The organism is Paenibacillus xanthanilyticus (assembly GCF_042682185.1).
Lineage (GTDB): Bacteria > Bacillota > Bacilli > Paenibacillales > Paenibacillaceae > Paenibacillus_Z > Paenibacillus_Z xanthanilyticus.
Genome location: NZ_JBHUHA010000001.1, coordinates 87,169 through 110,570, shown reverse-complemented (window position 1 = coordinate 110,570; position 23,402 = coordinate 87,169). Strand labels below are relative to the sequence as shown.

At 55.8% G+C, this 23,402-nt stretch carries 19 protein-coding genes; 4 read left to right on the top strand and 15 right to left on the bottom strand.

Going from position 1 to position 23,402, the window contains the following annotated elements; all coding sequences use genetic code 11:
* Positions 1-136 precede the first annotated feature (136 nt).
* The 6 genes from ACFSKT_RS00570 to ACFSKT_RS00545 all read right to left on the bottom strand — a co-directional run bounded on the left by ACFSKT_RS00570 (position 137) and on the right by ACFSKT_RS00545 (position 9,082).
* A complete protein-coding gene (locus tag ACFSKT_RS00570; protein WP_377719855.1) occupies positions 137-3,019 on the bottom strand; it encodes a glycosyl hydrolase family 18 protein in 2,883 nt (960 codons plus the stop codon).
* A gap of 494 nt (positions 3,020-3,513) precedes the next feature.
* On the bottom strand, positions 3,514-4,503 hold the full coding sequence (locus ACFSKT_RS00565) for an RluA family pseudouridine synthase (RefSeq protein ID WP_377719854.1): 990 nt from the start codon (positions 4,501-4,503) through the stop codon (positions 3,514-3,516).
* 331 nt (positions 4,504-4,834) lie between these two features.
* On the bottom strand, positions 4,835-5,218 hold the full coding sequence (locus ACFSKT_RS00560; protein WP_377719853.1) for a hypothetical protein: 384 nt from the start codon (positions 5,216-5,218) through the stop codon (positions 4,835-4,837).
* 5 nt (positions 5,219-5,223) lie between these two features.
* Positions 5,224-6,426 carry a Ger(x)C family spore germination protein gene (locus ACFSKT_RS00555; protein WP_377719852.1) on the bottom strand — a complete coding sequence of 401 codons (1,203 nt, stop codon included), beginning with the start codon at positions 6,424-6,426 and terminating at the stop codon, positions 5,224-5,226.
* Positions 6,423-7,520, bottom strand: coding sequence for a GerAB/ArcD/ProY family transporter (locus ACFSKT_RS00550; protein WP_377719851.1), 1,098 nt, complete (start codon positions 7,518-7,520; stop codon positions 6,423-6,425). Before ACFSKT_RS00550 ends, ACFSKT_RS00555 begins: the two co-directional genes overlap by 4 nt.
* 11 nt (positions 7,521-7,531) lie before the next feature.
* Positions 7,532-9,082 (bottom strand): spore germination protein, encoded by a 1,551-nt coding sequence (locus ACFSKT_RS00545; protein ID WP_377719850.1) that lies wholly within the window; start codon positions 9,080-9,082, stop codon positions 7,532-7,534.
* A gap of 352 nt (positions 9,083-9,434) precedes the next feature.
* Between ACFSKT_RS00545 and ACFSKT_RS00540 the strand changes: the two genes are divergently transcribed.
* Positions 9,435-10,664 (top strand): chitinase, encoded by a 1,230-nt coding sequence (locus ACFSKT_RS00540; RefSeq protein WP_377719849.1) that lies wholly within the window; start codon positions 9,435-9,437, stop codon positions 10,662-10,664.
* A gap of 95 nt (positions 10,665-10,759) precedes the next feature.
* Here the strand turns inward: ACFSKT_RS00540 and ACFSKT_RS00535 are convergent, their stop codons facing one another.
* From ACFSKT_RS00535 to ACFSKT_RS00515, 5 genes are all read right to left on the bottom strand, one after another.
* Complete coding sequence (locus tag ACFSKT_RS00535; RefSeq protein ID WP_377720620.1) at positions 10,760-11,548, bottom strand: helix-turn-helix domain-containing protein; 789 nt, start codon at positions 11,546-11,548, stop codon at positions 10,760-10,762.
* A 174-nt stretch (positions 11,549-11,722) separates the two neighbouring features.
* Complete coding sequence (locus tag ACFSKT_RS00530) at positions 11,723-11,986, bottom strand: hypothetical protein (protein WP_377719848.1); 264 nt, start codon at positions 11,984-11,986, stop codon at positions 11,723-11,725.
* Between the two features lie 187 nt (positions 11,987-12,173).
* Positions 12,174-13,730 (bottom strand): ABC-F family ATP-binding cassette domain-containing protein, encoded by a 1,557-nt coding sequence (locus tag ACFSKT_RS00525; protein WP_377719847.1) that lies wholly within the window; start codon positions 13,728-13,730, stop codon positions 12,174-12,176.
* Between the two features lie 109 nt (positions 13,731-13,839).
* Complete coding sequence (locus ACFSKT_RS00520) at positions 13,840-15,075, bottom strand: hypothetical protein (protein WP_377719846.1); 1,236 nt, start codon at positions 15,073-15,075, stop codon at positions 13,840-13,842.
* 163 nt (positions 15,076-15,238) lie between these two features.
* Positions 15,239-15,700 (bottom strand): hypothetical protein, encoded by a 462-nt coding sequence (locus ACFSKT_RS00515; RefSeq protein ID WP_377719845.1) that lies wholly within the window; start codon positions 15,698-15,700, stop codon positions 15,239-15,241.
* Between the two features lie 214 nt (positions 15,701-15,914).
* On the opposite strand from ACFSKT_RS00515, the gene ACFSKT_RS00510 reads away from it, so the two are divergent.
* The gene (locus tag ACFSKT_RS00510; RefSeq protein WP_377719844.1) at positions 15,915-16,271 is read left to right on the top strand and encodes a KGG domain-containing protein; all 357 of its coding nucleotides are present in this window, start codon (positions 15,915-15,917) and stop codon (positions 16,269-16,271) included.
* A gap of 162 nt (positions 16,272-16,433) precedes the next feature.
* Here the strand turns inward: ACFSKT_RS00510 and ACFSKT_RS00505 are convergent, their stop codons facing one another.
* Positions 16,434-16,982 (bottom strand): TraR/DksA C4-type zinc finger protein, encoded by a 549-nt coding sequence (locus ACFSKT_RS00505; protein WP_377719843.1) that lies wholly within the window; start codon positions 16,980-16,982, stop codon positions 16,434-16,436.
* A 206-nt stretch (positions 16,983-17,188) separates the two neighbouring features.
* Here ACFSKT_RS00505 and ACFSKT_RS00500 point away from each other — a divergent pair, with 206 nt between their 5' ends.
* A complete protein-coding gene (locus ACFSKT_RS00500) occupies positions 17,189-18,670 on the top strand; it encodes a methyl-accepting chemotaxis protein (RefSeq protein WP_377719842.1) in 1,482 nt (493 codons plus the stop codon).
* 513 nt (positions 18,671-19,183) lie between these two features.
* On the top strand, positions 19,184-20,173 hold the full coding sequence (locus tag ACFSKT_RS00495; RefSeq protein ID WP_377720619.1) for a hypothetical protein: 990 nt from the start codon (positions 19,184-19,186) through the stop codon (positions 20,171-20,173).
* A gap of 93 nt (positions 20,174-20,266) precedes the next feature.
* On the opposite strand, the gene ACFSKT_RS00490 is transcribed toward ACFSKT_RS00495, so the two are convergent.
* The 3 genes from ACFSKT_RS00490 to ACFSKT_RS00480 form a co-directional block, all read right to left on the bottom strand.
* A complete protein-coding gene (locus ACFSKT_RS00490) occupies positions 20,267-21,841 on the bottom strand; it encodes a sensor domain-containing diguanylate cyclase (RefSeq protein ID WP_377719841.1) in 1,575 nt (524 codons plus the stop codon).
* Between the two features lie 232 nt (positions 21,842-22,073).
* Complete coding sequence (locus ACFSKT_RS00485) at positions 22,074-22,727, bottom strand: amino acid ABC transporter permease (RefSeq protein WP_377719840.1); 654 nt, start codon at positions 22,725-22,727, stop codon at positions 22,074-22,076.
* 12 nt (positions 22,728-22,739) lie between these two features.
* On the bottom strand, positions 22,740-23,393 hold the full coding sequence (locus ACFSKT_RS00480) for an amino acid ABC transporter permease (protein WP_377719839.1): 654 nt from the start codon (positions 23,391-23,393) through the stop codon (positions 22,740-22,742).
* Between the last annotated feature and the right edge of the window lie 9 nt (positions 23,394-23,402).

Here is a 23,402-nt window from a genome sequence, read left to right as displayed (position 1 = left end):
CGCGCAGAGCAGCCCTATTTGTCATCTCTCCGAATGAACGGAAACGGGAACAGAAACGAAATACCCGTCCTTCCGAAATAGAAGGACGGGTCGTCGTTTGATGATCTGAAAGCGATGCTTCGATCCCTAATACTTGTTATTTCTTCACGGCTTCCCGATTGCCCGCGTTGTCTACGCTGTAGAATTCCACGTTGACGGAACCGCCCGCGGCCGCCGGCACGAACGGAGCCGTATACGTCGTCCAAGCCCCGCCATTCACGCGGTACTTGGTTTCCTTGACGCCCGATCCAGCAGCGTTGTCGGTCGCCTTGAGGGTCCAGGTGTACCCTTTGATATACTTCACGCCGCTCTTCGTCGCCCATACCGGCGTGACGCTGAACTTGGTGACCGGTGCAACGGCGTCGACTTTGAGCGTCACGGATTTGGCCTGCTCGACGTTGCCGGCGTTGTCGCGGCTATAGTATGTCACCGTGTAGGATGCGGCTCCGGACAGCTGGAATGGCGCCGCATACTCGGTTTCGCTGCCGCCGTTGATCTGATAGAACGTCTTCGCCACGCCTGAGCCGTCGGCGTTATCCGACGCTTCCAAAGAGATGGAGATAGGATTCGTATTATACCAAGCCGCCGCAGCCGCGCCGTTCGCCAGCAGCTCCGTAACCGGCGCCGTCGTATCCGTTGGCTGCGCAGGCGCCTTGTAGGTGACAGACGAACTGGCCGCGGATACTTCCGTGATCGCCTCGCCTTCCTTGCGAATCGCAAGCAGATGGAATTTGTACGTTTGCTCTGGCGTCAAGTCTGTCAGCGCGTAGCTCGCGCCCGTCGTGTAGCCGACATAGACGTCGTCGCGGAAAATTTCGTAGCCGGCCGCCCCTGCCGCAGGCTCCCAAGTCAGCGCCTCGCCGCTAATGCTTACAGCGGTCGGCGGCTGCAGCTCGCTTGGGTTCAAGCTGCCGCCATACGGCAGATCCTTCGCCAGCTGCGTCGATAGCGAGTTATTCATGTCCCCGCTGCTGTCCCAGCTCATCACGCCCGCCAGATTCAATGTTTTCACGAGCGAGCTCGTGTACATCATCGTTGTTTCGTCGTTGTACCCGATCCACAGCTTCGTCAGCGGGTTGTAGACATAGGCCACTTTCGATTTCTCGTTCCAGTAGCGCGTGTATCCGTTCTTATCGACATAATTGTTCTGGATGTCATAGTAATCGTAGAGACCGGATTCCCACGTGCCTTCGCCCATGCCTTCGCAGGTTTGATATTGGCCTTGCGGCGGACATCCCGCCCAGCCCTTGCCGTAGAACGGAACGCCCAGCACGAGTTTGTACGCAGGCAGTCCGCCGTTCAAATGGCCCAGCGCTCCGCCTCTAACCGTGCTGCGCGGACGTTGGTACGGATGCTCGTCGTCGTAATAGATCGGCGAGTTGTGATGCGCCAGCTTCTCCCAGCTGCCGCTGAAATCGTACGTCATGATGTTAACGAAATCGAGGTATTGCGTCGAGTTGGCAAAATCGGCATTGACCGTGAAGCTGTCCGCTTGCGAGGACGCGATCGTCAGCAAGTAATATTTGCCGTCTTCGGAACCCGCGGCGTCAAACGCCTCGCGCACCGTTTTCATCAGCAGCGTGAAGTTCTGTGGATCGTCCGGGGAATGCACGTTGCCATCCGCCCCGCCCGACACCGGGTATTCCCAGTCGATGTCCAAGCCGTCGAAGTCATACGTACGAAGGAACTTCACGGCTGTATTCGCGAAGTTGCGGCGCGTCTCTTCCGTGGCCGCCATCAGCGAGAAGTTCTTCGACCACGACCAGCCGCCGATGGAGGCGATCATGTTCAGCTGCGGATTCGCCGCCTTCACCGCTTCGAATTCGCTGAAGTTAGGCAGGTCGAAGGACGGATCGCCGAGCACGATGCCGCCGTCGAAGACGTAATCCTTTTGCAGCGGAAGGTCGGCATTCTGACATAGGTCGCCCGACGTATCTTTGCCCGCCCAGCAAAAATCAAGGAAGGCATAGTTGATGTGCGTGTAGTTGGCTGCAGCCAAGTCGGCCGGCACATAATTGCGAGCCGTCTCGCTTCTCGCCCACGACGTGTAATACGTCACCAAATTATAGTCGCTGCCCGGCACCGCGCGAATCGGCGCGCTCGCTTCCGACGTCCACGATTTGTTCTTCGCCACGATGGCGAAGTTATACGCCTGCCCGTCGGTAAGCCCGGTCGCCGCGTACCGGTTGGACGCGCTCGTACCGATCAAGGTGCCGTCCTGGTAGATTTCATAAGACGTGGCGCCTTGTACCGGACCCCAGCCAAGCGCGACGGAGGTTTGATTGGCAGATACGATCTTCAGCCCTTGCGGCGCGGAGAGCTGTCCCACCGTGAACGTCACGCGGTTGCTCAACGCCGAGATCAGCCGCTTCGAGTCCTGCGCGCGTATGCGGAAGTTGACCGAATCGCCGTCTTGGAGCCCCAGATCCTGCAAATTAATCGTCGTCGACGTCGTCTCGCCGCCTTCGATCCAGCGGAACCACGATTCGCCGCGATAAATTTCGTAACCGACGGCTCTCGGGCTTGGCGTCCAGCTCAGCTGGACGTCGCTGCCGATCACGCTGCTCACCCGCAAGTATTGCGGTGGCGTCAACGGCGCCGGCGGAAGCTCGGTAGGATCGGCCTTCGGCGTCGTAATCGTCACGATGTTGCTTGGCTTGCTCTGTTTGCCGATTTCCGGCACCTGCGTCACGTAGAAGGAGTATGTCTTCTCCGCATCGAGGCCGCCGATCAGCTTCGGCGAGAAGCCGGACCAGGCTTTCCAGCCCCAGCCGCCCGTTTCGCCGACTTTCATATAGATTTGGTAGCCTAAGTTCGAATCGTTGCCTGGGACGGGGTCCCAGTTCAGCACGACGGAATCAGCCTTGACCTCCGTGGCTTGAAGATTTTGCGGGATGAGGTAATCGGCTGGTTCAGCGGCGGAAGCAAGGGAGGCGCCAAATAAACTGAAAACGATTGCAAAACATAATGCATAAACCATTGCGCCTTTGGACTTTTGAACATTGCGCGTATACAATAGTGTCACCTCGGCTATTTCGTTTTTAGTGAATGAAGTTACATGGCTTTCATTCGTTCCTTCTGCCTAGTTGCTTGATGCGCCTCCTTCCGCCTAAATGCTGAGCCTACATTCCTTCGAATGACCCATCTTTCGTATCGAATGCGTTAAGGAATTGTATACCTTCCTTCATAATGATACAATTCGTATCCACATGTGAAGGGATACATTTCTCTTGTAACAGGGATACTATCATGCAAATTGCTAGAATTGTTAATTTGTGCGATTTATTCGACATTATCCAACATTTTTCACTCCCCAATAAGCCCCTACTTCTTGCATAGCATGGATATACAGACCTCTAGCAGGCATGACATCGCCCTCTGAATGGTTAATGAACGCCAAAAAACGCGGATGGCATCATCCGCGTTTTTCTTGTTACGTACACGATTATCGTAAACGCCCGATCCGATGGACGTCTAGCTGCCCTCGCGAGCACCGCTATCTCCCGTCCGGAACGGCTGCAGGAACGACTTCGGAATATCCGTTTCAAACCGCAGGGGCTCGCCCGTTACCGGATGGGTGAACGCCAGTACGCGCGCATGGAGCCCGAGACGGTTCAGCAGCTTCAATCTCCCGCCATACTTCTTGTCGCCGACAATCGGATGTCCGATATCCTCCATATGAACGCGAATCTGATTTTTCCGGCCGGTCTCCAGCCGCACTTCCAGCAGACTGACCGTCTTGTTCGTCTCCAGCGTCTTGTAATGCGTCACGGCATGTTGGCCGTCGTTCGGATATGGACTCGAATACATTTTGAGCGTCTTGCTCTCCTTCAACCAGGAGGACACCGTGCCTTCGGGCTTCTTCACCCAGCCTTCGACCAGAGCGATATACGATCGCTCTGTCACCGCATTCTGCCAGTCATTCTGCAGCTGCTGCTGAACGGCTTCGCGTTTGGCAAACATCATCAATCCGGACGTATCCCGGTCCAGCCGGTGAACGACGAATATCCGGCTCGCGGGATCGGCGGCCCGTACATGCGCCGTCAGCTGCCGATAGGCCGTGAGTTCGTTCTCTTTGTCGGACGCGATCGACAGCAAGCCCGAATCCTTCTGAATGACGATGATGTCGTCATCTTCGTGCACGATCTTCATGCCGATGAGCGGCGCGCGCTCGACGATCAGCCCATGGCTGACCGTAACCGTATGGCCGGGCTTAAGCGGATAATTGTATAGCTTAACGACTTCGCCGTTCACGGCAATTTGACCGCGGGCTAACATCGATTTGATGGCGTTTCTTCCCTTGTCCTTGAGATGGACCAGCAGAAATGCAAGCAGCTCCATCGGTTCGCCGACCGGGTACACGCGTTCAGGATTCCGCTTCTTCTCCGGTCTAGCGGACGCCGCCGTCTCGCCGCGCCGATCGGTTCGGCGCTCGTTCTTCCGCGGTCCTGCCTGCCCTCGCATGGGTTGCTGCTCCGTCCGCGGACGAGCTCCCCGAGCGGAAGATTGCGTCTTGCGCTTGTCCTCTCGCCCTCCACCGTCTTGCCGTCCGCGGCGTTCTCTATCTCGATCTTGCGCCATGCTCTTGTTCGCTCCGTTTCCTCGTTCAGATTCATCCACTATACCACAAGCGAATAGTTCGAAAAAAGCCGCATATGGAAGTAAAACGCACGCGGCATTCCGAAATCTAGCGAGGCAGCGAGCAGCCGAGAACCTACTGCGCAGCATCTGGCGCGGCCGCGCTGCTTTTGCCGCCGCTTGACGGCTCCTTGCCGGAAGCCTCGCCCTTTCCGCTTCAGGAACCCGCAGTCTTCGCCTCATCTTCCTTGTCGCTAGCGGACTGTCCCGTAGCAGCGCCCTCGGCTTGTCTATCAACCGGCATCGCGCTTGTCGCGCTGTCCGGTCCGATGCCGGCTTCGTCATGCTCTGAAGCTTGCTGCTTCGAGGACTGTCCCTTGGAGGACTGCTGCTTGTCGGCGCCGGCGTCTTGATCCGGCTTTGACCCGCCGGCGTTCGCGTCTTGCTCCAACCCTTGTTCGTTCGTGTGTACCCAGGGCGGATCGCCGTATTGATGCAGCCGTTGATTGACGATATAGACGAGATAGGGAATCGCCGCGGAGAGAAACGCGCAGTAAAACGATGTACCCGACGGCATATTGCCCACGACTTGCTCCCACACGGCGGTCATTTCCTTTCGCTTTGGTTGATGTTCCCCAATCGACGGATTTTCACTTCCGCCTTCACCTCGATGTCGGCTTCGGTGAACAACTGCTTGCCCTCCTCCCAATTCTCGCTGATTTCGTTCCAAGACATCCGCTTGTTCTGGTAGAGGTACATGCCAAGCCCTATGGCATCCTTCTTGTATTTCTTCTGCAGCGTCTTGATCGTCTTCTCGCTCAAGTTGACGATTTCCTTGGCGAACAGCTGTTCCATCTTGCGGATCGAAGAGAGCTTCGTCACGTCGAGCAGTCGAATCGATTTCCCGATCGTCCCTTCCGCTTCGATCTGTATCGTAAATTTATAGCGCCCGTTCTCCCGCCTTGCTTTGACCTTTCTCGTCGCGCGTTCGATATCGTAATCGATGATATCGCCATTCAGCTCCGCTTCGACAACGCCGCCTTCCACGTCGCCCGTAAGGAAATTCAGCCCGCAAGTTTCGATGCCGCCCAGAAAGCCGACGAAGCGATGATGGGTGTCGAACAACGCCGCTCCGGTTAGCGATATGCCATCTGCGTAACTGTCTATTTTTTGAATCGTGAAGCTTACGTTTTTCAAGATTTGTTCATGGACGTACCCGATCCTGGATTCCGGACGCATGTAACACGTTTTCGTATAATTATTAATCGCGGAATCGATATAGCCCACGGGATAAGATTCGTTCATCGACTTGACCGATAACAACCGTTTCGCGTTGCCGTCCGCGATCAGGACGTTGATATCCCTGCGCATCTCGTTGTTGCGAAGGAAAAAATCGAGGATATCGGCAAAATCGGTCCGGCCATCCTTGACGGCTTCATTCGAGATGATGATCGCCTGGAGATGTTCAAAATACGGTGTACGGCTCGTCTTGGCGGACATTCTTGCCGTGAGCGCCATAAGCGAACGTTCCGTCACGCTTAGATTGAAATATGCCGCTCCCGGCGTTCCCGCTTCCTTCCCGCCGCTGCCGCTGCGAAGACCCGAAGGAATCAGCATTTGATACGTGCCGATTAATTCGGGCGCATTGCCCCGCTTCTGCGAAGACTCCTCCTTCTTGCCTGCTTTATCGATGGCGACGCCCGCGACGAATCCGCGCTGGTCGATTTCCACCCTGTCCCAACACGCGCTCATCAGAATGGAAAGGAGAAGCAGCAAAAGCGCGATTCCCGCCCCTCTCCAACGTCTCATTTGCTCATCCCCTTCGCTTTGGCGATTACGAACAGACCTAATACCATACTGATGACGACAAACCCCGCGTAACTGATGATATCGCCCATAACTGCGAATTCGATCACGTTCCTAGGGAACATGCTGATCAAATAAACAAGCGGACACACCCCGACAATCCAGTGGATTCGATTGCCCTTCCCGACGATGGAATACGCGGTATGAACGACGATGTCCATTGCCATCGAGGCGGTATTGAAAATCTTCATAATCCAAATCGTGAAAAAAATCGATTCCGTCCGTTCCAGAAATTCGCCGGGAATCTTCACTTCCTTCGCAAGTTCGATCGCCGGATAACCAATCTCCTTCAGCGCCCAAGGCGTAAAGGTACCGACGCAAATGAGATAAATAGTCACATACAACAGCACGGGAATCGCAACGCCGATAACGGCAGCCTTCGGCGCTTCATTGGGACGTTTCATCATCGCCGTATAGAACAAGATGACCTCAAAGCCCAGCATCGAAAAGACCGAATCCTTCACGCCGACCATCAATTGCTTCGGCTCCGTGACGAAGAACGGCTTGAGATCCACCCAATGCACAATGCTATTGCTAAAGAATAGCAAAAGGATCGTCACGATGACGACAATCGGGAAGAAGAGCGTATTGAGCCGCAAAAGGCCGATGCGCGATCCGGACACCGCATAGGTCACGATGAGCAGGAATACCAACGAAATATACTCGGTCGGCGTGCGATCGAATAAATAAGTCTTGGAAATGTTGGCAATGGCGCGAATCTCGTAAGCTAGAAACAACGTGAAGTACGCGAAGATGCTGCCGGTGACGACGATTGCGACCGGCTTCGTGACCAGCGAACTTACGTAACCGAAGAAGGTGCCATTCGAATACATGCCGGCGAATTTGGCCAGCCAATAAGCGATCAGCATCGCGACTCCGCCTGCAACGACGATGGAAATCCACCCGTCGGAGGAAGACGTGCTGCCCGCCAATATACGGGGAAGCGTTAGAACCCCCACCCCGATGCACATCGAGGATATCGTGATGGTAAGCTCTTTCGTTTCGACTTTGTTGTCGTCATACTCCCAGTGATTCAAGCAGATCACCACTATTTCGTATTCAATCGTTTCTTGTCCCGGGTTTGCAGCATGCGAGGCCTTTGTTTCAGGTAGCTCACGGGCGCCCTCAGGATGACATCCTTCCAATCTTGCATATATAACGGCGCGAACGGCGTCGAGTACGGAATGCCGAAGCTCTTCAAATTAACAAAATGAATGTTGATCATGATATAGCCGAGAATGATCCCGTACAGCCCGAACGCCGAAGCGGCCAGCATCATCGCGAAACGAAGAATGCGCAGCGCGATCGCGAACGAATACGAAGGGAATGAGAACGATGCAACCGCGGTCACCGCGACGACGATGACCATGATCGGACTCACAATGCCCGCCGCGACGGCCGCTTCGCCGATGACGAGACCGCCGACGATACCGATCGTTTGGCCGATCGGTTTCGGCAGCCGAATCCCCGCTTCGCGCAGCAATTCCAGCGTCGTCTCCATAATGAAAGCTTCGATCACGGCCGGGAAAGGTACGCCCTCCCTCGCGCCGGCGATGGAGAAGGCCAGCCTGGACGGGATCAATCCGTGATGAAACTCCAGCAGCGCTATATATAAGGCCGGCAGAAAAGTCGCGATTGCCGCGGCCAACAGACGTAATATCCGGGTTAACGTCGCGAGAACCCAATTTTGATAGAAATCCTCCGGCGACTGCAAATTGGACGAGAACGTGATCGGCAGCACGAGCGCGAACGGATCGCCGTCCACCATGACGGACAACCGGCCCTGCATGAGGGAACCGGTCACCTTGTCCGGACGCTCCGTGCTGGCAATGAGCGGGAACGGACTCATGAAGCTATCGGACATCCACTGCTCGACCGTTCCGGATCCCTCGACATCGTCGATGTCCAAGCATTCGATTCTCCGGATGGCTTCCTGCACGATTCCCCGGTTCGCGACGCCTTCGATATACACGAGAACGATCGTCTTTTTGGCCCGTCTTCCGACTTTGAACGTCAGTATGCGCAGCTCCGGATCGCGAATGCGCCGCCGAATGAGCGAAATGTTCGTACGCAAATCTTCGACAAACCCTTCGCGGGAGCCGCGAATGTTCGACTCGGTTAACGGCTCTTCGACGCTACGGCTCTTCCAGCCGGCGCTGCCGATGGCCACCGCCTGCCGGCTGCCGCCCAGGAACAGCACCGTATCGCCGCCAAGTATCGTATTCAAGACCTCTTCCTGAGTCTCCAGAACTTCGACGTCAACGGATGTCAGCACTTCACTGACGACTAATTGGATCGCTTGATGATACAGATCGTTCCCGTCGTTCTCGAAGTGCTGCAATAAAGGCTTCATCACCTGGCTTTGTACCAGGTCCTTGTCGACTAGACTGTCTATGAACATCAGCGCGACAGGAAGATGGCTGGCACCGATCGTAAAGTGACGGACGATCAAGTCGTCCGGCGACTTCAAGATCGCCAGCATGCAATCCACATTGGATTTCAACTCCGTCCGCAGCGGCAGCGGCTCGCTGTTGGGCTCTTGTCCGGCCGAGCGCTGGATCCGGTTTCTGGCGCCAGCCTGTTTGATCCGGTTCAACATGGCATAGTCCTTCCTTTATCTCTTCCTCATACTATTCGCAGACACACCCCTCATTATTCCAACACGTGCCAATCCATAGATTAAAAAGCCGTGCACGATTCAAGCGGACTGCTTGCATGGACAGCCAGACTCATACGCCGCACGGGTTCGCTATTCCTTCACATTGATTTACAGCATTCATGCGGGTCTTTGGACGTTTATCAATTTAAAAACGCTTTCTTTCGACGACAGTCCGCTCCTTCCGCCTGTTCACGCCTTAACGGGCGCAGGCGACCTTGACTATATACAAACCTTCATCTCTTCCCAATAATTAGTGTGGATAACAAATTTTCTGTATAAAAGGAGAATTGTGATGAGCAAATGGAGTGCCGCTTATAGAAGCAGATTCGTTCAACGCGCCGTCCCCGTAACCCTTGGCTTGGCTCTGTTGTCTTCGCCGCTCGCCGCCGCAGCCGACCATGCTGCTCCGGCATCCGAGACCGTCGCCCATTCGCAACAGGCGAACAAAGGCAGCGCGCTGCTTGTCGGCGAGAACCGGGTGCTAAGCAAGCGAGAAATCCGCAGAGAATGGGACGGCATCGATGCGGAGTACGGCGCGGCCCAAGCGGTCGATACCGTCAAAACGCTGCTGCCGGAGGAAGACTTCGAGGCTCTGTTTCCTTACCGTCTCGGATCATCGCAATGGTTCTCCGCCGCGCAAGGAAAGGAGTATTACAAGACGAACCAGACCGACTACTTCTCCTATGGCAATCTCATTGCGGCGGTTACCGAAGCGGCTAACTTGAAATTGAAGATCCATACGAGGATCGGCTCGAACGCCCAGGAAATATTGCGGCTGGACAAAGAGGCCAAGGTCGAAACACTCGTCTCGCGAGCAGACGACTTCAACTCGGCCTCGAACAAGAAACAAATCCTACGAACCGAAATCGTCGACTTCGGCACTTTCCTGAAGGAAGGCTTCGCCAAAGACCGCAAACGCGAGCTGGCCGCCTTCCTCGCCCATCTGTCGCATGAAACCGGCGGCGGCTGGGATGCCGCTCCCGGCGGTCCACTGCGCTGGGGCTTGTTCTGGAATGAAAATATCGCCGGACGCACCGGCAAAAACATGGACCCGTTCGTGGATAAAAACAGCAGCGCGCTCTATCCCGGTTATGAAGGCAAACGGTATTATGGCCGCGGTCCGATCATGCTCAGCTGGAATTTCAATTACGGCTTGTTCAGCGCGATCATCTATGGCGATAAAAACGTGCTCCTGCGTGATCCGGAGATCGTCGCGGCAGACGGGAAGATCGGTTATATGACCGCGATACTATTCTGGATGACGCCGCAAACGCCCAAACCTTCGGGACATGACGTGATGGTTGGCAAATGGAAGCCCACTTCGGAGCAAAAGGCAAAAGGACTCGGGCAGCCCGGCTTCGGCGTCTCGACGATGGTGCTGAACGGCCTCGAAGCGAACTTGGGCGAAGTAGACGGTAGTCCGGTCAAACGGCGCGGCGGCCACTACAGAGAAATCACCGCCAGGATGGGCGTAGACGTAACTGGCGAGAAAATCGATACGCTTGGCATGCAGCCTTTCTAACCGCTAACGGTCCACGTCTGTGTCGGATACTCGGAGTTGACTATATAACCGGCTGGATTGCGCCTGTATTATTAATCGGCTGTCTTTCCCTAGTGTTATCCCCCGTGGCGAGCCATTCTGCTTAAGAATCGCTGCATGAGCAGCGGAAGCGAGATGAGGATGGGCGGATCGTCCAGCCTCGGCTCGTATAACGTCACGTCCTGGTACGGCACTTCGATGCCGGGCTCGACGACGATCGGAATTCTGGTGCGGGAGCGAAGCGTAGCGCGCGGCAGCAGCGCTTCCTTCGCGCCCATCTCCCAGGCGACCGCGGTTGCCATTAAGTAATAAACGCCCGGCTTCACGTCGGTAAATCGGAAGGCGCCGAGCGCCGGAATGAGCGTCCCGAAAATCGGCAGCCCTTCCGGGATCGGCTTGGCGAACAAGCCGATCAGCACAATCCCTTCGAACGGCGTATCGGCCGCAACGCGACCTTCGATTTGCTGCCGGCCTTTAGGCGCGGAATGGGGCACTCGCCAATCGCCGAGCGTTCGCAAATGACGCAGGCTGCCGTCGGCTTCTTCGCCGCAAGCCCGAAACTGGGCAGGTGTCATGCCTACCCGTTCGGTGAACCGGGTAGTAAAAGTGCCTAAGCTCTGTTGTCCGATCTCAAGTCCGATGTCGCGTATGCTTAAATTCGTCGTCAACAGCAGCTCCTTCGCGAGGCTAAGCCGATGCGACGATACGTAATATAGCGGGGGAAGCCCCACTCTCTCCTTGAATATTCGCGTAAAATGATAGGGGCTGTATGATGCGACGCGGGCAAGCCTCTCAAGCGGGAGCGGTTCGTCGATGTGGTCATGGATAAACGCGACAACCTCTTCAATTTCCTGAAACCGGTCCAGCACGCAGGCACCATCCTCTTTGCATGAACCGTGCGCTTGAAAGGCGTACGGCACGCTTTAATCAGAACAAACGTTCTCATTCATTAATCTACCATATTTTTCAAAGGAACGGAAGCCTTTTGGCAAACAATTTCTATTGTCCGATGATTTCTCTAAGCAAAAAAAAGACCGCTCTTAATGAGCGGCCGCCGTCCATTCCGGCTTGTTGCGATGATAGCGGTGAAGCGTAATGCGGATATCGTCCCGAAGCAGCTCGTGCTCGCGTTCCAGCCGATCCGGCACGATTCGCACCTCGTCGACCCCCTCTAAATTAATGGCATGCACGTCGGCTTCCGTAATAAGCGCCGTTAGCAGCGACTGGTTACGGCTTGCGATGAGATAACGGATGTTTCTAAGATCCATCTGGTCAATAACGAGAACATTTCCTTCTTGATCCACATGATCACTCCTCGCAGAGTTTCTGACATCCTGCTTATTTTATTCTCCGCCGTATTCGCTTTTCCCTGCATCGAACTGGGTAATAACGGAAAAATTCCTCCGTATCACGCCCTTTCAATCCGCATAAAAAGAACCATGGCAGCCATCGGCTGCCATGGTTCTAAATCTGCCTCGTTCGCGCTCCGTCTTAGAACACCTTCGTCGTCCAAGATTCGCAGTTCCACGTATCCGTAACCACGTCGCGGTAAAATTCCGGTTCGTGGGAGATCAGCAGAATACTGCCCTTGTACGCTTTAAGCGCGCGCTTCAGCTCGTCTTTCGCGTCGACGTCCAAGTGGTTCGTCGGCTCGTCGAGCACGAGCAAATTCGTCTCGCGGTTGATCAGCTTGCACAGGCGGACCTTGGCTTTCTCGCCGCCGCTGAGCACGGCGACCTTGCTCTCGATATGTTTGGTCGTCAGACCGCACTTGGCGAGCGCCGCGCGTACCTCGAACTGATTCAACGAAGGGAACTCGTTCCAGATCTCGTCGATGCACGTGTTGTAGTTCGCTTCCTTCATCTCCTGCTGGAAGTAGCCGATATGCAGCGTTTCGCCCAGCTGAACCGATCCCGACAGCGCCGGAATTTCGCCCAGGATGCTGCGGAGCAGCGTCGTCTTGCCGATGCCGTTCGCGCCGACGAGCGCGATCTTCTGTCCGCGTTCCATGCGCAGATCGAGCGGTCTCGACAGCGGACTGTCGTAGCCGATGACGAGCTCTTTGGTCTCGAAAATAAGCTTGCCGCTCGTGCGGGCGTCCTTGAAGTTGAACTGCGGCTTCGGCTTCTCCTTCGCCAGCTCGATCACATCCATCTTGTCGAGCTTCTTCTGGCGGGACATCGCCATGTTGCGGGTCGCCACGCTCGCCTTGTTCCGCGCCACGAAGTCCTTCAGGTCCGCGATTTCCTGCTGCTGCCGCTTGTAGGCGGATTCGAGCTGCTGCTTCTTCATCTCGTGCACTTTCAAGAAGTGGTCATAATCACCGACGTAGCGGTTCAACTCTTGATTCTCCATATGATAAATCAGGTTGATGACGCTGTTCAGGAACGGAATATCGTGAGAAATAAGGATAAAGGCATTCTCGTATTCCTGCAAATAGCGCTTCAGCCATTCAATATGCACTTCGTCCAGATAGTTCGTCGGCTCGTCGAGGAGCAGGATATCCGGCTTCTCAAGAAGAAGCTTCGCCAGAAGCACCTTGGTCCGCTGGCCGCCGCTGAGGTCGTGAACATCCTTGTCCAGGCCGATATCGGTCAAGCCCAGACCGCGCGCCGTCTCTTCGACTTTGGAATCGATCATGTAGAAATCCTGGTTCGTCAGCGTATCTTGAATCGTGCCGACGTCTTCAAGCAGCCGCTCCAGCTCTTCGGGGCTAACCTCGCCCATTCGGCCGTACATGTCGTTCATTTCCTGCTCCATGTCGAACAAGTATTGGAAGGCGCCTTTCAGCACGTCGCGGATCGTCATGCCCTTGCTGAGCACCGCATGCTGGTCCAGATAACCGACGCGCATCCGCTTCGACCACTCGACCTTTCCGTCGTCTGGCTGCAGCTTGCCCGTAATAATGTTCATGAAGGTGGATTTGCCTTCACCGTTCGCGCCGACCAAGCCGATATGCTCACCCTTCAGCAGTCGGAACGAAACGTCGTTAAAAATCGCGCGGTCGCCGAAGCCGTGGCTGAGCCGCTCTACGTTCAATATACTCATGAATGACACCTTTTCTTTTAGTCTTTTTTCTCGCCTTATTATACAAGCTGAGGCGCATCAACTCAATCCGTCAAACGGATTTTGGGCAGCCATGTTCGGCATGCCAGGTTCACTGGCGATCCAAGACTTGCCGCAGCGCGGTCGACATGCGTTCCAGCCGCGAGCGCAGCGCCACGAGATCGGGATAAGCGGCCGAGACCGCCCTAGTCAGCTGGCTGGCAATCTTGGATCGTGCCGCAGGCGAGGTATCCATGTCCTCCAGGGCGGCAACCGATCCGTTCAAGAGCTCGATCCATCTGGCGATTGCACGCCCTTCGCCCATAAGCTCGGCGGCTTGCGCGGCATCCTGCCGGTCCAGATAACGAAGGGCGCCTTTCAACGGATTGCTGGCGCGGAGTTCGTCAAGCTGGTTCGCATAATACCCGAATTCGTCTTCCGTCATGCCCAAACCGCCGAAACCGGCGTCGTCGCTCTCCAGCAGCGTACGAACCCGTCCCGCGATGTCCTCCAGCGCAAATAACGTCTCTGAGGGATCGACCCCGATATCCGTGTCCACTTCCATCAGCCAGTCAGCCGAGATTCGGTTTCCCGTAAGCGGGCGAACGGCCATTCGACGTTCGATGACCGCTTCCGCCCGCAGCGGCGGCCGCTTTCCGCTTGCGTCCAGCTCTTGCAGCTTGCCGCTCAGCTTGCGGTCCGCGCGACCGGCATATTCGGTCCCTTCCGATGCGATTCGATACGCTCTTTTGCCCGTGTCCCAATGCGTGAGCATGCCCGCTATCTCGAACCGTTCGCTCGATTCGTCCACTTGCGATATATGCGCGCACGCGGCTTGCGCTTGTTCGCCGGTCAATTCGGATTGCGCGAATTCGCCGTTCGGAGAAGCCAACCACACGCGAACGCCTCGTTCGCGATCCGTCGTCTGCGCCAACCACGCCCCGTACGCCAAGACGGCCTGCTCCGGCAACGAGATGACTTCCCGGCGCAATTCGCCACAATCCCCGGATGCCTCGAGGAGCCGAACGAATCGCTTGGCTGCCGGAGCGGCGGGCGAGACGCCGAACAAATCCGCCTCGGCCACCGCAGCCAGCAAATATTCCCCGCGTTCCGAAAGGACCGTCCGCCACTCATTATCATGCCTGATTTTGACCGGAGGCTTACGCGAATTCGCGTCCCACCGCGGATCCAGCATGGCGAGCAGTTCGGCGATGTCTCGCTCCAGCCGCTCCCGTGACGGTTCCATATCCTGAACAGACGCCTGTTCCGCAACAATATATTGAATCGAGAGCAGCTCGCAGCGGCGTTCCACCGCTTCCCGAACCGCTTCGACGCGCTCCGCTATCATCTGTCTACCACCTCGATGATGAGGATTCACGCATTCCGGCTGCTGCGCCCCATCTTAATAAGTCTAATCGTATGAAACCTGGCATGCATTCGGTTCACTCGCGAATGCTTGCGTGCGCATTGCGCAAATAAGCGTCTGCCGGCAGCAGACGCTATCTATCGATTCAGGCGGGTGCTTGCTCGATCGCCTTGAAATAACTCGCCAGCGAGTGCTCGATGATGCGGTCGACGAAAGCCGGCTCGGCATGGGGCAACAGCTTCATGGCATATGACCAGGCGTTCTCTTCGATGAGCAGCGCGACTCTCGCCGATTCCATGGCCGTCTTGTGCTGCTCCAGGCTTCCGGCGAGTTCCGCCAAGCAGGGATCTTCGGCGTGGCCGAGTTCATGAGCAAGCACGACCTCGAAATATTCGGCCAGCTGTTCATCCGAGCCAAACAGCTGCACGCATTGGCTGGCGATTTCAGTCAGATACATCGTGATGGTATGCGTCGCTAAGCTGTATTTGCCTCCGATCATGCGGCCTCCGGGAAAGCTGCCCTTCAATATGACGGTAGCCGTGCTCCCGGATGCCTCGAGCAGGCGCCGTACGATGCGCTCCGCAATCGCCTTCTCCAATTCCCTCACCTGACTTTTCCTCGAAGATGCATCTATTATATACGATGCCGGTGGCTTGTGGTAGCAAAAAACGGCGGCTTAAAGGTCGTAGATGCGCTCGCGTGTATATGCCATTGGTCCTAGGAGAACATTACCAAATACAACAAACGGCGTTTTGATGGAGTGGACAAGGGTAAAGAGAACATGTAGCAAGTTCATAAAACCCACTAAGGAGTGATTCGAAATGGCAAACAACGACAAAATGAGCCGTGAAGAAGCAGGACGTATGGGTGGAGAAGCAACCGCGCGCAATCATGACAAGGAATTCTATCAAGAAATCGGCCGCAAAGGCGGCGAGGAGACTTCGCGCACGCACGACAAGGAGTTCTATCAGGAGATCGGCGAAAAGGGCGGCGAAGCGACCTCCCGCAATCACGACAAGGAATTCTATCAAGAAATCGGGCGCAAAGGCGGCGAGTCCCGCAGCGACGACAACCGCGGCCGCAATAACGATGACGGTGAAGACGGCAAAATGAGCCGCGAAGAAGCAGGACGCAAAGGCGGAGAAGCGAGAGCGCGCAACAGCAACGACAACAACTAACGCATCGTGGCTAGCGCATGACACCATTGTTATGCCAAAGCCAACATAGATCCGAAAGAAGAGCGAACCTCACGGTCGCTCTTCTTTTCGGTTCCCTCGCTTCGGGAACCAGCTCGCGACAAAAAGCGATCCTTCGCCATTCTGGCGCCAGGATCGCTTTATTTACTTCCGCTTGTTCCCCGTTGTCACCGTATCGCTCGCGTTGCCGTAAGCTTCCAGCCGCTCCCATGCACCGGCGTCGTCGAATCGGGCCGCCTGCCTTGTCCGCTCTTCATCCGCGTTCAGCTGGGATACCGAAGGGCGGGCATCCGTCCCGCTTCCCACCTCCGCACCGACCGACGCATCCGTGACGCAGCGCGTGGTCGCGGGCAGCGCCTCGAGACGCTCATAAGGGATCGGCTGCCGACATATCGCACATATGCCGTACTCTCCGCTATCCAGACGCTCAAGCGCATCCTCGGTCTCCGCAAGTTTCTGGCGAAAGTTATCGTCAATGGCCAGATCACGCTCTCGCTCGAACGTCTCCGTGCCCAGATCGCCCGGATGATTATCATACGCGGACAACTCTCCGACCGATTCGGTCTCGTTCGTTCCGCGCAGACCATTCTCGGATTCCTCGTCCTCAAAATGCGCGTTCAGCCGCTCTCGCTCCTCTTCGAGCAGGCGCCGCAGCGTCTCCAGCTGGCTAGAAGTCAATTTCGTATTCGGCATCCAGCTTCCCTCCCTTATTAAGCTTGGACTTCATTACCCGTTCGAACAGGATAATGAAGCAAGCCGATATCGCGGAGGAGATGAGATCATTGATTCCATATCTAAAATCCAAACATCCGACTGCCGATATTAAACATGTGTCGATTCTAGCAACTTTTCCTTGCCCAATATCTGCATCTACAACTAGAAAGAAGGTAAAGACTGCCATGCAAAAAGCTTCTCAACCGCAACAACCCCGCGACGCCTGTTATTCTTCGCACGAGCGGGATTTGATCCGCCGCAACAAAGTCGTGCTCGTCGCGCTCCTGATCGTAGCCGGCCTTTCGCTTATGTCCGTGTTCGCGCTGGATTCGATTACGGTCTCCAGCATGATCACGATCGGTATTTCGCTCGCCAACACGGCCGTGTTCGGCATTTTACACTACTTGCGCAAGGGCATACGGGTTATCGGGTATTATGCGATAGCGGGAACCTTGGTCAGCTCCACGTATTTAATGATCGTCACGCCGGACCTGAATAATGTCTTCCTGATCTACTACGCGATTCTGATGTCTCTCATTTATATGCGTCTGCCGCTGACGGCTGGCACCAGTGCATGGGGGCTAGGCATGCTCATTTTCCTGATATCCCAGACGGATGACCGCAATGCGGCTAGCGCCTATGTCGTCTATTACGTGCTGCTGAACATTCTGTTCTTCTCGCTGCTGCGGGTATCGAACTACGTCATGAAGGAAATCGAGGCTTCCCGTGCCGAGACCGAGCAGCTGCTCGCGGCGCAGCAGGCGCAGAAGGACGAGCTCATCGGATTCGTGAAGAAGCTTTCGGTTAATATGGGCGATATCTCGGCGAATAGCAGCCAGAATATGACGTCATTCCAGGAAATGTCGCACGCATTCCAGCAAATCGCATCCGGATCGTCCGTCCAGATGGAAGCCACGGTTGAAATCGACGACAAAGTGAGCGTCCTGGCCGACATGACGCGTTCGATCGCCGATTCAAGCGCGACGCTTCGTCAAGAGGCATGGAGCACCGGCGAGCTGTCGAAGTCGGGACAGGAGCAGATGGCACAGCTCCTCGACGCGCTGACCCGCTTCAAGGCCGACACCGACGCCATGACCGCGGAATTCGGCGAACTGATTCGCCAGCTCGCGCAGACGAGCCAATTCAGCGAAACCATCAAGGAAATCGCCAGCCAAACCAATCTGCTGTCGCTCAACGCCAGCATCGAAGCGGCCCGCGCGGGCGAGCACGGGCAAGGTTTCGCCGTAGTCGCCTCGGAGATCCGTAAGCTTGCCGACATGGCGGGCGGCGCAGCAGACGAAATCTCCAGCCGTCTGAACGCCTTCTCCCTGCAATCCAACGCGACACTCGGACGGATGGAGCAGGTATCGGTTCAGATGGAGCAAAGCTACGCCCTGTCGAACAATACCAAATCCGCCTTTGAGAGCATCGATCGCGCCATCGCGAACTTGAATCGGATTTCGGACGGCTACGGCAATCATATGACGCAAATGACGGATTCCGTCGATACGATCAAATCGTCGACCGGCCATCTGGCCGCTGCCGCCGAGCAGGCCAGCGCCTCGCTGCAAGAGCTGCTTGCGACGGTCGAGAATTTGCTGCAAGGCAATGAACGAACAACGGGCAGCATCAATGAAGTCAATCGTACGCTGCAAAATATCGGTTAGAGCCAAATAACCTTTTCCCGGACTGCCCTAGCGCGTTCGGGAGAAGGTTTTTATTGTGCCCGTTGCATGAACGTTCCCGTCCATATGCATATTCAAGTATACGGACATGTGGTACCATGGGAACATTCGCGTTTTAGCCCCATCACCCCCTCGTTCTTCTTCCAATTTATTTACAATTAACAATTTTTACACTTTTCTATTATTTATGTCACTTAGACGTTATTTTGTCATTTTTTCCGCTGATGTCGATTACATTTCAATTTTGATGTGATACGATTATTTCGCTACGCGGCTATATCACTTTGCACAACCCGGTTACTCGTACCACGCGCGCATTGGATGTAAGCTTTGTTGACCGACAACAGCACCAAGACGGCATGGTCTGGTACGATCGTTCTTTGTGCCTGCCCCTTTTCCAGCCTATCTCCCCTCATGCCGCTTGTATCGCCCTTTATCTCACATCCAACTACCTGTACGTGTAACCTCCGTGCCAGCAAAGGAGGTGATTCATTGATGGTTTTAACGCTCCCGAGGTGGAGCGCGATGTACGCGCACGTCAAATGGTTCATCGACGATTTCTCTTGGACGCCCCAGCCGATGTCGAAGGTGCTCACCAACGGGTTCCTCTATTGGTTTGGCCTGACGATCGCGGGGCTGCTGCTATGCTCCGTGCTGGCGGGTCCACTTGAACGCGTTCCCATCGTGCGGAGTCTGCACGGCTTTCTGAATCGGTTCGTGCCGTATAAAATGGGCATTCTTCGCGTTGGTCTCGGCATCGGCCTCGTGCTGCAGCTGCTCACCGGCACGTACTTGGCGCCCGAATTCCCGTTGGACGCCTGGTGGCAGTACGTCTTGATGATCACCGCCATTGCCGGGCTTGTCCACAAGAAGCTCCTTACGGTCAGCGGCGCTGCGCTTGCCTTCCTGTACATCCGTACAATAACGGTCTACGGCCTATTCCACAGCTTGGATTATATGTTCTACGTAGGTATCATTTATTGTCTTGTCACCGCCAACACCAAGTGGAATCGGACCGGCACGCATGTGATGTACGTCTTCACGGGCCTGTCGCTCGCTTGGCTTGCCATGGAGAAGCTGACACTCGCCAAGCTTGCCTGCACCGTGATGCATGACTACGGGCTGCCGACGATGGGGTTTACGGTCGAAGATTTCGTCTTGATCTCCGCCTTCGTCGAGCTCGGCTTGGCCTGGGCATTCATCGTCGGCCTCATGAACCGCTTTACCGCCTTACTCGTAACCGGCATATTTCTGTTCACCGCTTCGGTCTTTGGCGAGACGGAGGTCGTCGGCCATACGATCCTGCACACCCTCTTCCTGCTCTTCATTATCGAAGGCAGCGGCACCTGGCAGACGCTGTTCAACTTTCACCGTTCGCTTGCGATGCGATGCCTGTTCGTCGCCGTCAACTTCTGTTTCCTGCTGTTCGCCTTGATGGCGATCTATATTTGGATGGGTCAACCGGGCAATATTTTCAGCGCGTAGCCGGGGCTCCCGCCATACGTTCCAAAATGTCAAAAAAGCGGCTTCGCAGATTATCCTGCAAAGCCGCTTCTCTTCTATTCCTCGTCTAGATCGTTACGACGCATAGACCGATATGCCGTTTTTGCCGTTACGTTTCACCCGGTACATGGCCTCGTCCGCGCTGCGCAGCAGTTCCGTTAACGACAGACCATCCGAAGGAAACTCGCTGACACCGGCGCTGTAGGAGACCGGAATCCGCTCCTGACCGATCTGGAAAGGCTGCTGGCCGAGCGGCCCGAGTCGAGCGGAAATATCGCCCAGCAGCTCCTCTGCCCGAACCGGGTCAGGAATGAGAATGACAAACTCGTCTCCGCCCAGCCGCCCGAGCATGTCGTTCGGGCCGGATGCGCTCCGCAAGCAGGAGGAGATATGGACGAGAAATTGATCGCCGGCCACGTGACCGAACGTGTCGTTGACCCATTTGAAATTATCCAAATCAATCAGCACGAGCGCGAACCGACGTCTGCGCTTCATAAGGCCATCCGCCTGCTCGTTGATCGCCATCCGGTTGTATAATCCGGTTAACGTGTCATGATGGGCCAGCTGGCGGTACCGCTGCTCGGATTCGGCCAAGCGGCGTTCGGCTTCCTTCAGCCGGGTGACGTCCGTCAAATGCAGCACAAGCAGCTCCTCGTCGACCCCTGGCAGCACATCCGCATGGAATAGAAACTCGGTTCGGCCGCTACCCGGCATTCCGACGTGCAGCTCACCGTCGGCCTGCGGGCGTGTGCCGGACTTGCGATCTTGCATGTGCTCGCGCAGCGTGGTGCCATCATCGAAGCATAAGGCGCCCGCAGGATCTGCCGCTTCGTCCCCGGAGCCGAATAGAAGCGCTGCGCGAGGATTCATTTGTTTGACCGTCCCGAGCTTGTCCAGCAGTATAATCGCATTCGGTCCCGATTCGAACAACGTGTGGAACAGCTGCCGGTAGTCCGGAAGAAAATCGTACTTGTTCACGATGATGCGAAGCGCGAGCACCCACAGCAAGCAGCCAGAGAAGTACAACGCCATCGATTCGGGACTTGTCGTGATGCCGTTCTGAAGCAAGACCGTCACCAGCACGAACCAGCCGAACATCGTAAGCAAGCTAAGCAGCAGCAATTGAAGCACCTTGCGCTGCCTCGGATTATGCGAACGGCGCCAACCGACCGTCAAGATGAGGACGGACGATAAAATATAACCGCCGACGAACGAGATCGCCAGCACCAGAATGAGCGGATGCAGCGGACTTTCCCCACCGTTCACTTCGGGGTTATACAACGACCGATCGTCATACGATACGAGCAGCGTCGCGTATAACGTGAACGGGAGACCGTAAACGGCCGGTATGAGCCAGTTCGCCAGATTGCTTAACGTCCCGCTGATCAACAGGCAGAGATGGATGAGCAGGCTGATCGTCAGCAGGAGCATCGGCGCGTTCCAGTAGAGGACGATCGGCACCTCGTACGTACTGTACAAGGTCGATTTAATATATTCCCCCATGAAATAAGAGAGCAGCGACAGCATGAGCAGCGATGCGACGCGGTTATGCGGACTCTTGCGGTTGCGGACGTACAGCGTGATCGCCATATAGAAATAAACATAAGACGGAAGCAGTATCGTCAAAAAATCGAGCGAGATTTCATTCATAATGCGCAGCCCTCGTTGCAGTCATAGATTGACTAGGTATTCCGAACTAGTTTTGATGTCGGTTCATTCTAACACGTTCCGCCATTCTCTTACAAAAAAATTTTCGACTTCATCCGACATAACCATTACTCTATAAACGTAACTGGACCATATCAGGTTGCGTGAAACAGGAAAAAGCGCCTTTCGGCGCTTTGTAAGGGTTGTAAATGTGCTGTTCGCAGCCGCCCGTAAGTTATGCATGCCGCCGGACTTCCAGCCTTCGAGCCGCCAGCGACAGCGCATAGTTAACCGCGAAATAGAGCGCCGCCACGAGCAGCAGCGTCGGCAGCACGATATTGATATTCTGCCCCATGATAATGTTGGCGTTATGCGTCAACTCGGCCAAGCTAATAATGACCGTGAGCGACGTGTCCTTCAGCAGCGAGATGAACTGGCTGACGAGCGGCGGCACCATGCGCCTCAGGCCGATCGGCAGCACGACGTGGCGAAGCGTCTGCACGGCGCCAAGCCCCGACGCACGGGCCGCCTCCACCAGTCCACGGTCCACGGACTTGAGACCGCTCCGCACGATCTCGGCGATCATCGCCGCTTCGAAGACGGTGAGCGCCAAGATGGCGGCCCAGAACAGGCTCAGCTGGATGCCGAATTCAGGCAGCCCGTAGCGGGCGAAGAAAATAATGAGCAGCAGCGGCAAATTCCGCACCATCTCTACGAGCAGGCCCAGCAGCTTGGAAACGATCGGAATGCGTGCATAACAAATGATACCGACCGCAAGCCCCAGCAGAAAGCTTAGCGCGATGGCGAGCAAAGCGAGCCGAAGCGTCATCCCGAAGCCTTCGAGCAGAAACAGGACGTTATCGGCCGAATAAGCCTGCTTGAAATCCATCTTCGTCCCTCCTTACCCGCCGCGTGCCAGCCTGCGCTCGAGCAGCCGGGAAGTATAGGCGAGCGGCAGCGTCAGCACCAGGTAGAACATCGCGACGAACATGTACGTGTCGACGGTGTCGTACGTCTCCAGGTTAATGATATCGCCATAATACATGAGGTCCATGCCGGCGATGACGCCGAGCACGGACGAATTTTTGACCAGATTCAGGAACTGGTTCGTCATCGGCGGGATGACGATCCGCACCGCTTGGGGAAGCACGACATGTCTCATCGCCTGCGCATACGAGAGCCCCGACGAACGCGCCGCCTCCATTTGTCCTTTCGGAACGGCCAAGATTCCGGCCCGGACCGCTTCGGCGATGAACGCGGAGGTGTAGACGATGAGCCCCAGCGTGCCGGAGACGAATCCGTTCAGCGCAATGCCCAAAGCGGGAAGTCCGAGGAAGAAAACGTAAACGACGAGCAAGAGCGGGATATTACGAAATACCTCCACGTACACCGTGCCGAGGACGCGGAGCGCGCGCCAATTAGAGATCCGCATGACGGCGATCAGCGTTCCGGCCGCGAAGCTGCCGACGAGCGCCAGCAGACTGGCCAGCAGCGTGTTGCGAAGTCCGAGCAGGAACGTCTCCCAGTGATCGGTCAACACCGTGAGGTCCGGCATAAGCGAACT